Source organism: Bacteroides caecimuris (assembly GCF_001688725.2).
Taxonomy (GTDB): Bacteria; Bacteroidota; Bacteroidia; order Bacteroidales; family Bacteroidaceae; genus Bacteroides; species Bacteroides caecimuris.
Genome location: NZ_CP015401.2, coordinates 1,652,923 through 1,667,779 on the forward strand (window position 1 = coordinate 1,652,923; position 14,857 = coordinate 1,667,779).

General features: G+C 41.7%; 10 protein-coding genes. 3 read left to right on the plus strand and 7 right to left on the minus strand.

The genetic code is table 11. The features are described from left to right. Window positions 1-14: 14 nt before the first annotated feature. The 3 genes from A4V03_RS06940 (at window position 15) to A4V03_RS06955 (ending at window position 4,030) form a co-directional block, all read left to right on the plus strand. A complete protein-coding gene (locus A4V03_RS06940; protein WP_065538393.1) occupies window positions 15-1,655 on the plus strand; it encodes a RagB/SusD family nutrient uptake outer membrane protein in 1,641 nt (546 codons plus the stop codon). 141 nt (window positions 1,656-1,796) lie between these two features. After that, window positions 1,797-2,054: a hypothetical protein gene (locus A4V03_RS06945; protein WP_227236087.1), complete on the plus strand. Its 258-nt coding sequence runs from the start codon at window positions 1,797-1,799 to the stop codon at window positions 2,052-2,054. A 284-nt stretch (window positions 2,055-2,338) separates the two neighbouring features. Next, the gene (locus tag A4V03_RS06955) at window positions 2,339-4,030 is read left to right on the plus strand and encodes a transposase (protein ID WP_065537976.1); all 1,692 of its coding nucleotides are present in this window, start codon (window positions 2,339-2,341) and stop codon (window positions 4,028-4,030) included. A gap of 419 nt (window positions 4,031-4,449) precedes the next feature. On the opposite strand, the gene A4V03_RS06965 is transcribed toward A4V03_RS06955, so the two are convergent. From A4V03_RS06965 to A4V03_RS06995, 7 genes are read right to left on the minus strand one after another with little or no spacing between them, the layout of a single operon-like run. Further along, complete coding sequence (locus tag A4V03_RS06965; RefSeq protein ID WP_089280741.1) at window positions 4,450-5,499, minus strand: SGNH/GDSL hydrolase family protein; 1,050 nt, start codon at window positions 5,497-5,499, stop codon at window positions 4,450-4,452. 27 nt (window positions 5,500-5,526) lie between these two features. Continuing rightward, window positions 5,527-6,558 (minus strand): phosphodiester glycosidase family protein, encoded by a 1,032-nt coding sequence (locus tag A4V03_RS06970; protein ID WP_065538397.1) that lies wholly within the window; start codon window positions 6,556-6,558, stop codon window positions 5,527-5,529. Window positions 6,559-6,561: 3 nt separating this feature from the next. Then, window positions 6,562-7,980, minus strand: a complete 1,419-nt coding sequence (locus A4V03_RS06975; protein ID WP_065538398.1) for a DUF5009 domain-containing protein — start codon at window positions 7,978-7,980, stop codon at window positions 6,562-6,564. 14 nt (window positions 7,981-7,994) lie between these two features. After that, window positions 7,995-9,416, minus strand: a complete 1,422-nt coding sequence (locus tag A4V03_RS06980) for a sialate O-acetylesterase (RefSeq protein ID WP_065538399.1) — start codon at window positions 9,414-9,416, stop codon at window positions 7,995-7,997. Between the two features lie 6 nt (window positions 9,417-9,422). Next, window positions 9,423-12,098, minus strand: a complete 2,676-nt coding sequence (locus A4V03_RS06985; RefSeq protein ID WP_065538400.1) for a calcineurin-like phosphoesterase C-terminal domain-containing protein — start codon at window positions 12,096-12,098, stop codon at window positions 9,423-9,425. A gap of 17 nt (window positions 12,099-12,115) precedes the next feature. Continuing rightward, entirely contained in the window at window positions 12,116-13,438 is a 1,323-nt protein-coding gene (locus tag A4V03_RS06990; RefSeq protein WP_065540326.1) for an alpha amylase family protein, read from the minus strand. A gap of 33 nt (window positions 13,439-13,471) precedes the next feature. After that, the gene (locus A4V03_RS06995) at window positions 13,472-14,848 is read right to left on the minus strand and encodes an alpha amylase family protein (RefSeq protein ID WP_235827537.1); all 1,377 of its coding nucleotides are present in this window, start codon (window positions 14,846-14,848) and stop codon (window positions 13,472-13,474) included. Window positions 14,849-14,857 lie beyond the last annotated feature (9 nt).

Sequence of the window (14,857 nt, forward strand, 5' to 3'; positions counted from 1 at the left end):
TTAAATCAATAATTATGAAAATAAAAAGATTATATCTATTAGGGATAGGGCTGATGTTTACGTCACAGTTTCTAACCTCATGCCATGATTTGTTGGAGAAAGATCCCACAGACTCATACTCAGAAACAGTAGCCTGGAGTTCGGAATCTTCTTTGGATATGTATGTGACTTACTTATATAAGCCTCTTAATGGCTTATCCAACTTTTCTTCTTTATCCTTAACCGATGGATATACCGATTTAGTAAAATATGGAAATGGAGTTCCACAGACATGGAGTGCTCATAATAAGATTCTGTTACAGCAAAATACAATAACATCAGATAATAACCCGATGTCATCATGGGGACTTTATACTGACATATTTAGAGAAAATGTATTCCTACGTAATGCCGGTATTTATGGCAGTAAGTTTAGTGAAGATTTTCTCAATATCCGTATTGCTGAGATTCGTTTTATTCGGGCTGTGAATTATGCACGAATGATTAGAATTTTCGGAGGTGTTATACTTCGTGATGAAACCAATGGAGTCGATTCAGAAGGGCAAAAAGATAAAGCGAGGGCAACTGAAGCTGAATCATGGGATTTTGTTCTGAAAGATTTGGAATTTGCTGCAAGACATCTTCCGAAAGAATGGGATAGTAAATGGGATGGGCGCCTAACTAAAGGAGCTGCGTATGCTTATATGTGTCGTACAGCACTTTTTGCAAAACGTTGGGATGTTGCTATTACCGCTGCTGATGAGATTAAAAAACTCAATAAGTATGACTTAATGGAGAATTATGAAGATGTATTCAAAGTGGCAGGTAATAAAGAAATTATTTTCGCTATAGCATACAAAATCCCAGATATGCCTCATTATTTTGATCGTTACTTTGCTCCTGACGGTAAACAGGGAATAAGAAGAGCTGTCCCAACAAGTGAACTAGTTGATTCTTACGATATGGCCGACGGAACTCCTTTCTCATGGAGTGGATCTATGGCTAATGATCCTTATGTTGGTCGCGAACCTCGTTTCTATGCATCCATTATATACAATGGAGCGACTTGGAAAGAAAAGAAAATCTATACTTATGTAGATGCTGAAAATGGTTTCGCTGCTTATAGAGATAACATGAATCCGGGCGAAAAACAAACAGTTACCGGATACTTTATCAGAAAATATCTACAAGAAAACAATGCTGATTTTGATGACAAAGGAAGCGATCAATTTTGGATTGAAATGCGCTATGCGGAGGTTTTGTTAAATTTGGCCGAAGCCTTGGCGGAACAGGATTATAGCAAAAATCAGGATGATGCTTTAAAAGCACTCAACGAAGTCAGAGAACGTGTTAATTTACCCAAACGCACTACAGAGGAAGCTCCGGATAAAGATTCATTTATGAAACTATTACGTAAAGAACGTATCTGCGAATTAGCGTTTGAAGGATTCCGTTATTGGGATTTACGCAGATGGCGTTTGGCAGGAGAAGTCATTGATGGTAAGCAGGCACATGGAACAAAAATCACCAAAAAAGACGACAATACTTATACCTACGAACAAGTGTCATGTGATGACAATATAAACCGCTTCTTCCCAGAACGCTATTATTTACTGCCAATTCCTGTAGATGAAATACAGAATAATCCGTTATGTGAGAATAATGCTCCTTGGTAATATTAAAAGATTATTATAGTTATGAAAAATTTCAAAGTAATTACATACATCCTATTAATGATAACATTTAGCTTTTCCTTTCCTTCTTGTGAAAAGCACGATGATATCCATTATCACTCTGATTGTAATATTATATCTATTATGGTTCGTGCTAATTCCCCGGAAGATGGTACTACTTACGATGGAGTCATATCAGAGAATGGAAATATAACTTTCGAACTCCCGGCAAAAGTAAAATTGAGTGAATTGTATGTAACGGCAAATTTGCCTGTAGCAGCGTTTGCTTATCCTTCATTGACGGGTGCTAAAGATTTATCTACTCCATTTAAACTAACTATTGTAGCAGGTGATGGAACGCAAAAAGAATATACTCTGGTTGCCAAACACCCGAATAACTAAAAAAGTAGATGTCATGAAAATAAAATATCATAATTGGTTTCAAGTTGCTATAATGGCAACAATGGTTGCATTTTCCTCATGCTCGGACGACCCTACATTATACTCTGATACTGATATAACCGGATTCAAAGTAAGATTGGGGGAGACTGTCCGAGAACTCCTCTTTAAACAGAGGTTTGTCGTTGTCCCTCCGCAATAGCCCCTGTTTGTAGCATGGTTTAACATTAGATATTCATGCTTCTCATTCATTTTTCTTATCTTTACCTAAGCTAAGAAACAGAGTTATGGCATATAAGAAAGGTGAAGAACGACAACAGAAAGTACTTTTCCCCGATTGCATAGACGACTATGTTGAGGAGGATGCTCCGGTTCGTTTGTTTGATGCATTCGTTGATAGTTTGGATATGGGCAAGTTAGAGTTTATACGGAACATTCCCAAAGCCACGGGAAGTCCCGGGTACGACCCTCGTGACCTGTTAAAACTGTATATTTATGGTTACTTTTACCAAGTGCGTTCATCGCGCAAGTTGGCCCGTGAGTGCAAATGCAACGTGGAGGTGATGTGGCTACTGGGCAAATTATATCCTGATTTTCGCACCATTTCCGATTTTCGCAAGGATAATAAGGATAGCATAACTAAAGTATTCAAGGAGTTCAATAAGTTCTGCATGGGGTTGAAGCTCTTCTCCAAGTCATACATATCTATTGACGGAAGCAAGTTCAAGGCTGTAAATGCCAAGGATAACAATTTTACGCTCAACAAACTTGACGACCGTATCAAACGTTTGGATGAACATATCACTTTATACATGGAAGAGCTTGACTCATGCGATCGGGAAGAAGGTCGCAAACTTTCCAGAGAAGAACTTGAGCACAAACTGAATGTCTGTAAAGAACGCAAAGCCCGTTACGAAGCATACCGCACTACATTAGAGGAGTCTAATGAAAAACAGATATCGCTTACTGACCCGGATGCAAGACTGATGAAAGCGAATGAAGGTTTCTGCGTAGGCTATAACATGCAGACGGCTGTTGACGCGGACAGCCACATGATTGCCGGCTTCCGGGTCACTAACAGTCCTACTGACCATGGCCAAATAACAAACGTAGCTACAGATGTGAAAAAAGACTATGGGATTGACATCCTTGAGACTACAGCAGACAAGGGCTATGAATGCCCCGAAGACCATACCGACGCACTTGCATCGGGCATTGTACCCAATGTCATCCGGCGTGACGGTGGCTGCACCGAGCAGGTTGAGTTTGAGTACATTGGAAACACCATAACCGATGAACAGAAAGTTAGTACCAACCCCGAGGACTTGAAGGCATGTCTTCAAGCCGGAGTAATTCCCGATGTCTACAACGGAATCTTAACTGATATGGAAATTGTTGAGGTAAAAAAGCGTACATTGCCGACATCCGATTCAGCAGTGCTGGACATGACTTCCGAACAAATGCGTGCCAAAGCTCTTGAAGGCTTCTTCGTTAGGGATGCCGAACGTAACCTTGTCTATTGTCCGCAAGGTGAGATTCTTAGACAGAAATCCATTAAACGAAACGGCAATATACGTTACTGCAACAAGTTGGCCTGCAAGAAATGCAAATGCAAGTGTACCATATCCAAGTTCAAGGAAGCGGACTTTAGTAAGGATGATCTAATAAAGGTTGCTGATACCCGAAGGAAACAAGATGCAGCAAATGACGGCAATGCGAATCTGAAACCAACAAGAATAACCGTTATGAAAAAGGTGGTACGCTATGTGCTACATCTTGACCAAAAGAAAATGGATAATCGCAAATGTTTGTCGGAACATCCGTTCGGGACAATTAAAAGAACGCTCGGATACTACTATTTTTTACTAAAAGGTTTTGCAAAAGTAGGTGCAGAGATGGGATTGCTCTGTCTATCCTATAACCTACGTCGTGCTATAAGTCTCAAAGGTGTACCCGCACTGCTTGCCGCACTCCGATAAAAGACTTGCCGAGGTGCACATCCTTACGAATATAGGTAATAACCACATTTTAAAGTGCATTTTAAGCTTCTAAAACCGATTATCATGAGAGAATTTATTCTTTCAATTGAAAAACAAATTCCACCAGATAGTCTCTACGACCTCAAATCCGCTGCAAGAATGCCATCCTACAGCGAAAATCAGAGTTCTCGGACGGTCTGGGGGGGGGAAGATAAACTAGTTCCGATTGTCCCATATATTGTGGGAAAGTATTCCCTTATATTATGGGAATTTGTTCCCACAATATGAGGGAATCTTTTCCCAGTTAGTAGGGAATGCTTTCCCACAATATATGGGACAAAAAGAATCTGTACTTCCTTGGTAATGGTTGACTAGTTGTTTCTTTATTCTTGTTATAGGTTGACTGGAAAGACACTATTTCATTTGATTGCTTTCTTAATGATTGGACAAACTAAATCAGCATATCTCATCATACCTAAATCTGTGAAATGAATACCGTCTATAGTAGCTTCCCCATCTTCTCCCAGCATCTTTTTGGAAGAGATAAAAAAGATATTCTTTTCATTTTCCTTCTTTAGCCGGTTTAATATCTCCTTTAATGTATCATTCTTTCTTTGCACTTCTTTAGCTATTCTTTCATCATAAAACGTATGAGTGAAAATAGGATCTTCTATAAAAACGACTGGCGTATCCGGATGTTTACTACGAATGATACGATAAAAAGTTTCCATCCGCTCTTTCATCTGTTCTACAGAAGCATTAGGCACAAAGTCTAAAACGAAAACACTAGCATCCACTTCCGCCATGACTCTTGCAACTTCAAGGTCAAGTTGTCCGTTACCGCTAAAACCAAGATTAATGCATTCTCGGTTCAACCTTCTTGATATAATATTGGTATGTGCCATTCCGGGACGTGAAGCACAGCCTCCTTGCAGGATGCTGGTTCCATAGAATACTATTGGTTTCTCACAAACCGGATAATTAATCTGAGGCTGATCAATGGAAGATAAAGAATCGACTCCTATAGACAGTGACACAAGTCCGTCATAAAGAGGAAGATATAGCATATATTCCCTTTCTTTGGGCTGCATATTGGCGATAACGGTAACTTGATTTGTTTTTCCTGTTGGTCGGGCACTGTTGACAAATCTCCATTGACCGTTCCCTTCCCAACAATATAAGTCAAGGCCTTTTATTCCCACATCAGTCATGTGATTCATGTGGTTATTAAAAAGATTCTCCCATTTCAATGCTATTCGGGTAGAGTTACTGCGAAATCGTATCGCCATTCCGGCAGAATTACGACTCAAGTTCCATAGAGGAGGGCGAGAAATGTTTTTGAGAGAATCCGGTAGCCTCTCATATCTTGCCCCTGTGTCTTGTGTTGCTTTTCCTAAAAGAGGAAAGCATGACGCATCATAGTACGTCAGTTGTTGTGCCTGCAACTGAATGCCGAACAGGCACAACATTGTGAAAAAAAAGAATTGTTTCATCATCTATTTAATTCCGACAGCGGTCAGCACTTTTCTTTGTTTGCCGTCACTGCCCTTAATGGTTTCTTTGCCATTGACCAGCATGCATGATGAACCGCCTCCATCCAGATTCAGCGCCTCTGTACATCCCAGGTCTTTCATTACTTTAGCTACGTTGGCAGTGGTCAGCCCCGCTACTCCTTCTGTCATGTTTCTGCCTTCGCACACAAAGATAATCATTTTTTTGTCAGTTGTTATACCAATTGCGGTGCGAGGTTGATTGGAAGCAGCAGAAATATCCAACATTTCTTCTACATACGTGTTTTTAATTTCTCCGGCACGCAGTAAAACTGTGACACCTCCGATACCGGTGGTAGCTTCCAGTGCTTTTGCACCGTTGGGAAAAGTAGATGACGGAGCTTGCAACGGATCCTTATTTATATCGTTATCAGCAGGGGCGGGATAGCAATAATTGATTCCATCGGATGCCTGATAAGTCCATGTCGTTTGAAATGTTCCGTCCTTCATCTGGCAGAAGGCTCCTAAAGTCGGATACCACATAGTTACCCAGTCTTTCGAATAATAGTTCTGATTAGGTGCCAGTATCTGCCCTTCACGGATCACTAGATTTTGCGAATAATAGAATCCGGCACTATAAAAAAACAATCCTCCGTTGATGACTACCGGTGCTTTGGAAGATTCATAAAACTCCGAAGGGGTGTATATTGATTTGCTTCCATATCCATTGGCTTCCTGTGAGAAAGCGATGTTGCCCAGAACTTCAAATTTAGCTTTGCTCATATCTGCAACAGCTATGTAGGCAATCGCCTTCTTTCCCGCCAGATTTTCCGGTGATTTATAGATATGAATATAGTCCGGAAGATTGCCGAAATTATCGGCTACCGTCCATCCTTGTGATACTATATCAGGATTCGATTCTTCCTCTTCAGTTTCCTGATCCCATTCCCACGGATGATCGGGATAGCTTTCTCCACATGAACATATAGAGAAGGCAAGCAGTGCTGTTGCTATAAAATACAGACGTTTGATTAACATGATTCAAGTCCTCCAAAAACATTTTAATTTAGTAAATAATATGGTTATTAATAAAGCCAGAGAAGTTACGATGACTCCCCGTAAAAAGCCCAGCCAGGCATTTTGATCCAGATAGGAAAGATAGGTTCCCAATCCTGCCAGATTCAATACAGGTAATACTACCAGCTGGGTGGATACGTATGCAATCATCGGATTCTGCCCTGCATATTCCAATGGACGGGTCAATCGGGACCAAGAATAAATGTCGCACATAATAGAAAATGCAATCATCGCCATAAAGGCAAGTCCCGATGCAAGGAAGTAATAACTGTACGTAGAAGGATCTTTCCGGATTCCCCCTTCGTATGCTTCAAAAGCCAGCCCTAATAATATCAGATAAGTTCCTGCTCTGAAGAGTTTATACCAATAACCGGTGTTTTTTCCTTCCACCTGCAAGAGAATGTAGAGAATGCATAGTATAGCGATTGTACCCACTAAATTGAGAACAAGAAAACGCATATAAAGTCCATATAAATTAAATACGATCAGTCCGATAGTCAATAAGAGTATCCATGGCATTCTTTTGCGTTCGTCTTTATTGTCGTTAACGGGTATCGTGCTTTTGCAGTGTAACCACTCGTGCAGATATTCTCCGGCAATGCTACCGGGAATTACGATAAACAGATACTTCAGATAGGAGAACTTATACATCCACGGCAAGGGCGAGAACGCCATCAGGCTATGATTCCATGATTCTGTGTTTTCATTTCCCAGGAACACTGCCATGATAAAAGGCAATATCGCTATACGAATCCATGGCTTATTGATTGTTAGTGTATAAATCAGTGAACCGAAAATGGCCATATTAGCCAATACCAAAATGATAATATTACTATAGCTCAGACTGAATGTCCGTCCATCGGCATAGTTGATATTCAGCAGCATGAACACTCCCGTTGCATAAGCTAGTATCTGAATCAGCATCCTTACGTATTCCGGCATTTTGAACGGAATCCTCATGAACATGGGAAACATCAAGGCAAAACCTCCCAATGCAATGAGCCATGAGCGGACATCCTGAGGAGAAGATACTACCCACGGATATATATGCTGAATAAAAATAGCGAAGAAAGTCAGCCGGAAACCTCTTAAAATGCTGTCGTATATCATTCTCCGGCGGGAGCTGCCCTTTCTGTATTTGTTACCTATTGAAAAAGGGAAGGCAGCTCCCATTGCAAACAGGAAGAAAGGAAACACCAGGTCAACCCAAGTGATCCCATATATAGAACCATCAAAAACAAAGTTGGAACGGGGACCTACCTGGGCATGATACATCCATCCGGGAAGCACTCCCCAGGCAATGCTGCCGGAGAGAACCATTGTCAGAATGGCATACCCACGCAGGGCATCCAGAGAAGAAGCTCGTGTACTGTTGTTATTCATAATTTTCGTTTTAATTAATGTATTACGACCCGAAATGGAGAAGCAGGTATTTCTGCATTATTGAAAAGATCACCTTCCATATAATTGCGGAAACAATAACGCACTTCTACAGGATGAGGCACCGAATCATTCCATACTTTCACACGGGCAGAACCATTGATTATTTCCGCTTCTGCCGGTACGATATTTCCCTTTTCGTCTACAAGTTCAAATCCCCTCAACTTTTGATTTTCAGGGATCAGTCCATCACTGCCATGTTCAAAAGTGATTTCTACTACATTCTCTTTCAATTGATGGCTTTTATACAAAGGACCTGCATACAGAAAACCTTCTTTGCCATAAGTCTTGGCAAGAGCCCAGTAAGCAAGGCGCTGACCGACTTTGATTTTGTAGGGAGGATGAATGAATTTTTCACTTCCTGCATCCGTTGTTGTGACCATACCAACATTAGGAACTTCCTGCATTAATTCCAGTTGGCATTGACGGAACCATGCACGATCAAGCCTATCTTTACCTTCTGCCTGCCATGGAGTGATCTGGACATAGTATACAGGCATTGCAGGGCTATGAAAGAATTCTCTCCACTGGGCGACCATTGCGGGAAAGAGTTTTTTATAAAGAGCGGGATCGGCAGAATTGGATTCGCCCTGATACCAGATGACTCCTTTAACCGGAAATCCTTTCCACGGATTTACCATTGCATTCCATAATAAAGTAGGTGTGCCCGCAGGCCAGTCGAACTTGGTTTGTCCAATATCCGGTAATTGAACTTCCGAAAATTGGGACAGTGTCTCTTTATCCATCCAAGTCTCTATCTTGGAAGCACTCCACGAGCAATGAATCAGTCCGACAGGAATATCCAATGAACGTTGCAGCAAGTCTCCAAAGAAATAAGCGGCAGCACTAAAGTCGCCGACTTCTTTCGGAGAAAGTTCCGACCAATGTCCCGTAATACCTTCTTCCTTAGGAGTCGTGCTCCAATCTCTTTTGACTGTAAACAAGCGTAATTCCCGTTTGGAGTCGGCAGTTACGATATAGGGTTGTGAACCATAAACCGGCTGTCCCCGAAAACCTCTGACTGGCATTTCCATATTCGATTGTCCGGAACAGAACCACACTTCTCCCAGTAAGATGTTCTTTAATGTAAGTGCTTCTCCGTCAGAGAATGTAATAGTATAGGGACCTCCTGCTTCCGGAGTAGGAAGTTGAATATTCCAATTTCCATGCTGGTCACTTCGGGTCGTTAGCTTCCGGTGATTCCATGACGCTTCAATCGTAATTTTACTATTGGCGGAAGCTTTACCGTGGAAGGTCACTTCCGATTGTTGTTGCAACACCATGTTATCACCCCAGATGGAAGTTAACCTGACTTTTGCCTGCATTCCCAATGGGAATAGCAGGCTGATAATCCATAGGCGGTATATGATATACTTCATGAATCTTTATTTAGAAACGTTTTGCTGATACACTTTACCGAAACGGTCTGTTACTCTGATCTCTATTTTAGCTTTCGGATTACGGGGAGTGGCGCGGAACATGTGTTCTGTACTTGCTGCTGATATCCAGCTCTGCATGGTGCTTTTCTTGTCTGTACATACTTGATGCGCATACGGGTCGACTCCGGTATATTGAGTCATGGTACCCATCACTTTTCCGTTTTCCAGCCATTCTACTTTCCACAGTTTATCCCAGTTCCAGACATTGGCAATAATATCTTTGGGGAATTCCTTAGATGTTCCTGCTGCATAGCTTCGAAACTGGTAGTCTTTCGGATGACCGGCACTTTTATAGTACCATTTCACCTGGTTGCCGTCTACTTCGTAGACTCCGTATCCCTGCGGGGTGCCATCAATGCAGACGTCCGCATGCCACCAGATACCACATACAGCAGCCGTATTGTGCTCCATTTGGTGATCGTTAAATACAATGTTCGAGTTAGAATGAAGATGGCCCGTCAGGAAGTGTGTTTCATAGCCATCCAATAATTGATGAACCGCCTCTGCATTGATCGTTTCTCCTGCCAACATGATATAGTCGTAATTAAAAGGTCTTTTCTGTTCCGTTATTCTCGTAGGGATATGCATTATGAAAAAGACTAATGTACCTTTAGGGACATAAGACAGATCTTCTTCCAACCATTTGAAAGTAGTTTCATCTACATAGCCGATATAGAAGTATTCACGTCCTACATAAAAGTTGTTGTTGATAACAATATAGTGGGCATTGCCTTTATTGAATGAGTAGTGGGTAGGGCCGAAATATCCTTCGAAAGTCCGGTACGACGTTTCATGAGTAGCTCCATTATAATTCATATCATGATTACCGATTGCACGATATATGGGGATATCCAATTTCTTTGCCTTATCGATATAAGGTGGAAAAAAAGTAGCTGGTGTGTCCCAAAAGAGGTCTCCACAATTCAGACCGAATACATCACGATCCGAATATTGATTGATCAACTGTTTGTAGTCATCAATGATGGGAGCGTACAGATCCCAATGCTCTTTCAGACCGGCTTGCACATCCGCCTCCAGCACAAACAAGTGTTTATTGTCGTTTTTAGGATTCTTCTTCAGACGGAAATTATACTCATTCGTCTTGTTCAGATCAATTTCCTGATAGAATCGGGGAATCGTTTGTTCACAATCCGTCAAGTATCCGGCAGGAGTCGTGATATATACAAAGCGTGTGTTTCCGAGATTGGGCAGATGGTAAATACCGTTCTTGTCTGTAGTGACACAACGCTGTCCGTCTGTCACTACCACATTGGCTATACCTTTGCCATCGCAAGTAACGGTTCCTTTGATCATTCGCGCTTCATCCAGCTTAGTTTCGTCCAGTGCTTCTTTTAGTTCGTCCCACCATCCGTTGCGGATAATGTGTACAATGTCGAAAATCATCACACCGTCCGATTCTTTCAAGTTCATACGGACTGCTTTCTGGAATTGGTTTACATCCCGTTTGTAGTCTTCCACATACAGACCGCCGCATACAGGCACCGCATCTTTCAGCAAGTATTTGGAATATTTGCAACCGCCTTCTACACATAAATATTCTCCGGTAGAAAACTCGCTGTCTGTTTCATTCTTAAATTTACCGGAAGATTTATAATAATCATCCAGCGTTACATTCCAGTAGTAATTGCCATTTGTATAGAAATCCAGTAACTCTGCAAAGCCATAATTCTTATAGTCAGGAGTAGCCCAATTGAAGTCCTTGCTGACATCATAATTGCGGCTTGCCCAGTTGACACCTACCTCAAAGTAAGTGGGATACCATGCACCTGTATAAGCAGCCAACATACATTCCGGCTTTATCTTTTTGATGGAAGTACGTACGTCTTTTATAAAGTTATATATAACAGAAGCTCTCCACGTCAACCATTGATGATAGTATGGACCACCCACGCGGTCTATGCCTCCTTCAGCATTAGGGCGCCACTCAAAAATATCCTCCGGAAACTTCTCTACTTTCTTTCCGATGAATTTCTCAAACATCTTCTTTGACTCAGGAGAAAAGTCCGAATCAATACAATCATATCGTGCACGATCAAGCATAATGCCGTCAAATGCATAATTCCGGACAACTTCTTTGATCACATCAATCTCATACTTCTGCACCTCTTTCAGTGCCGGATTCAGGAACATGGTAGGCTTTCCTTCTATTTCCGTTACAGGAAGCAGTCCTTTGCGCGGTACATAATTGATAGCCTGCCACTTTTTGTGTTTATCGAAGATGTCGCCACGTTTCACGATATTCTGTCCGTCAGCAAATATATTCATTCCGGCAAAGATGACCATATTGCGGGCATGGGCAGCTTCGATAAAGGTACCGATAAAGTCAAAATCCGGACGGTCGAAGTTTTTCCAGTTCTTTTTCTGTGCGGCATATTTGCTGGGATATAATACTTCACCCGTATTGTCTTTTATATCCAATACCAGATGCGTGATACCTGCTTCATGGCATTTGTCTACATAGTAGCGAATTGAATCGGGGTAGCTGAAGCGTTGGAAATTGGCCGAACAGTCTAACCACATTACTTTTGGCTTTCCTGAGGCAAATGCTAGAATGCCTATCCATAATAAAAGGGAGATAATTGAGAATCTTTTCATATTCATAGTGTATTCTTTCGATTTTACTTCAGAGCTCCTCCGGCTCTCATTCCGTTTTCAACTTCTTTCCATAATCCTTTGTTGATGATATGTACAATGTCGAATACCATCAGTCCGTCGGAATCTTTCAGGTTCATTTCTATGGTTGCGGATAATTTGGCGGGATTGTCATAGAATTGATCCACCAGAATACCACCTATAAATTTATTATCTTTCATGATATTGCGTAGTTTCTGACAAGAACCTTCAACGGAATACCACGTACCGCTTTGTGCCTGTGAATCTGTTTCGTTCCATACGCTCTTTTTGTTTTTCAGGGATTCTTCGATGGTGATATCGGTATAATAATTGCCGGTAGTATATAAGTCCATCAGTTCGGCATAACCGTAATTCTTATATTCGGAAGTAGCCCAGTCAAAATCTTCGCTCGGATCGTACTTCTTGCTCGCAAAGTTTACGCCTACTTCATAATAAGAAGGATACCATGCTCCGGTGTATGTACCGAAAGAAATATCCGGATTCACTTTCTTTACTTCATTTCGGGCACGCGCCATGAAGTCGTAGATGTTCTTGGTGCGCCATTCAATCCATTTTAAGAAATGTTTTCCGCGTTCGGGATAGTATTTATCATCCTCGTCCTTTTTCCATTCGAAGATGTCTTCCGGAAACTTTTCTACTTTCTGTCCGATATACGCTTCGAACTTCTGACGGGAGAGGTCTGAAAAGTCTGCCGTTATACCATCATAGCGTACACGGTCCAGCACCAATCCGTCCAAATCGGGATAACGTTTCACTAAATCCTTGAGAACATTCAATATATGTGTCTGAAACTCCTCATTGACAGGATTAACCATTGCCGAATATTTCTTCTTTTCGTTGGTGATGGAGGTGATTCCTTCCGGAGTGTATACTGTCGATGCCCATTCAGGATGCGTGGAATAGACTAATCCACGGTCGAAATAATTGTGTCCTGCGACAAAGACGTTGAGGGAAGCATGTACCTCTATTCCCAGTTCATGGGCTTTTTGGATGAAATGCCCTAAGTAATTGAAGTCTTTGCGTTCATATCCATGCCATTCACGCATTTTAGGAGCAAACTCCGTATCGAACAGCACTTCTCCGGTGATGGGACGTACATCGACGATAGCATGGGTGAAACCTAATGATTTTATTTTTGTCAGATAGTAATCAATGGAGTCAGGATTGCTAAAACGTTCAAAGTTTGCTTCCGCATCAAACCACATCAAAGCGGGCTTGCTATTTTCCACTTGGGTAGCCGAATTTTTGCATGCTCCAAATGTAATGATTAACAGACTTGATAAAAGTGCTATTGTTATTTTTCTCATACGATCATATTCTAATGTGTTGGTCATTCTTTTTTATTCAATTGCGAGTTTGATGCCTTCTTTGGCATATTGCCATTGATCGGCTTTTTTCAGATGAATCATGTCGAACAGAAAATATCCGTCGCAAACATTCATACAGGCCTTTACGGATTGTATGATTGCCTGATTTTCTTGTTCCTGAGTAGCCTGATTATTAGTATCCCAGTTTCCTACATCCGGACCTCCGGCTACAATGGGGCATTCTCCTTTTATTTTATCTTTAGCCAACGAACAGAACCCTTCCATAGTCCATTCCGTCGTGCCGTGCACCTTTAGCGGTGAAGCATAGGCACCGATCAGTATTTGATCCATACAGGCAGCGTAGCCGTAATTTTTATATTTGCTTGTCGCCCAGTTGTAATAACGTGAGGTATCATAAGTGGAAGCTGCCCAGTTGACACCTACATCATAATAGGTAGAATACCAACCACCTACATAAACTCCGAATTTGATGCCGGGTTTCACTCCTTTTACAGCAGTACGTGCTTTCTGCATAAAGTCATAAATCACTTTTGCACGGAATTCCAACCACTTAGTCAGATATTTAGGATAGGTGGCAGGAAGACTGGAAGCACCTGGTGCCAGAATGTCGTCCGGGTAGTTGGGGATTTTTATACCTCCCATGTAATTCTCGAATTGCTTACGGGATTCGTCAGAAAAATCGGCTTGCAAATTGAGGAAACGCCCACGGTCTAAGAATATACCGTCCAGATCATAACTTGCAAGATCCTTCAGCAAGTCACAAAGGAATGTTTGTACTTCCGGATGGGCAGGATTGAAAAACTTGGTACTTTCACTGGTATTCATTACGCTTGTAATCCCTACCTGCATGTTCATCTGTGTTGCCCACTCTGCCTTAGACTGGTCTCTATACAACAGTCCTGTGCCTCCGTCGATTTGATTTCCACCGACAAAAGTATTGATGGCAGCATGAATACGAAGATCCTGTTTGCGGGCTTCGTCAACGAAGGCCTGCAAATAGTCCCATGTTGCCGTTCTTTCTACTTTGGTATAATTGCTTCCGATCCAAGCATACATGAATTTGACTTGATCTACCAGATTCGTTTTAAATAGAACGTCTCCGGTAGTGGGACGTACGTCTACTACAATATCTGTGAAACCCGCATCTTTGGCTAAAGCCAGATCACGAGCTATATTTTCTTTGCTGTTAGCAAAATCGGGAAAGTTGGCAGCCGCGTCAATCCAGATATAACGGGGTTTGGAAGCGTTAGGATTCTCTGTCGGTTCTTCGTCTTCTCCTCCGCTGGTGTCTCCCCAATAATCTTTTGAGTCGTTGCCGCCACATGCCATGCACAAGCAGGCAGCTATTCCCCCCATAAATGCTTTTATTATATTTCTCTTAATATTCATTTTATACGA

Excerpts from the sequence above, each read along its gene's own strand:
- A4V03_RS06940 (WP_065538393.1), top strand. The coding sequence starts at position 15 with ATGAAAATAAAAAGATTATATCTATTAGGGATAGGGCTGATGTTTACG.
- A4V03_RS06945 (WP_227236087.1), top strand. The coding sequence starts at position 1,797 with ATGGTTCGTGCTAATTCCCCGGAAGATGGTACTACTTACGATGGAGTC.
- A4V03_RS06955 (WP_065537976.1), top strand. The coding sequence starts at position 2,339 with ATGGCATATAAGAAAGGTGAAGAACGACAACAGAAAGTACTTTTCCCC.
- A4V03_RS06965 (WP_089280741.1), bottom strand. The coding sequence starts at position 5,499 with ATGTTGTGCCTGTTCGGCATTCAGTTGCAGGCACAACAACTGACGTAC.
- A4V03_RS06970 (WP_065538397.1), bottom strand. The coding sequence starts at position 6,558 with ATGTTAATCAAACGTCTGTATTTTATAGCAACAGCACTGCTTGCCTTC.
- A4V03_RS06975 (WP_065538398.1), bottom strand. The coding sequence starts at position 7,980 with ATGAATAACAACAGTACACGAGCTTCTTCTCTGGATGCCCTGCGTGGG.
- A4V03_RS06980 (WP_065538399.1), bottom strand. The coding sequence starts at position 9,416 with ATGAAGTATATCATATACCGCCTATGGATTATCAGCCTGCTATTCCCA.
- A4V03_RS06985 (WP_065538400.1), bottom strand. The coding sequence starts at position 12,098 with ATGAATATGAAAAGATTCTCAATTATCTCCCTTTTATTATGGATAGGC.
- A4V03_RS06990 (WP_065540326.1), bottom strand. The coding sequence starts at position 13,438 with ATGAGAAAAATAACAATAGCACTTTTATCAAGTCTGTTAATCATTACA.
- A4V03_RS06995 (WP_235827537.1), bottom strand. The coding sequence starts at position 14,848 with ATGAATATTAAGAGAAATATAATAAAAGCATTTATGGGGGGAATAGCT.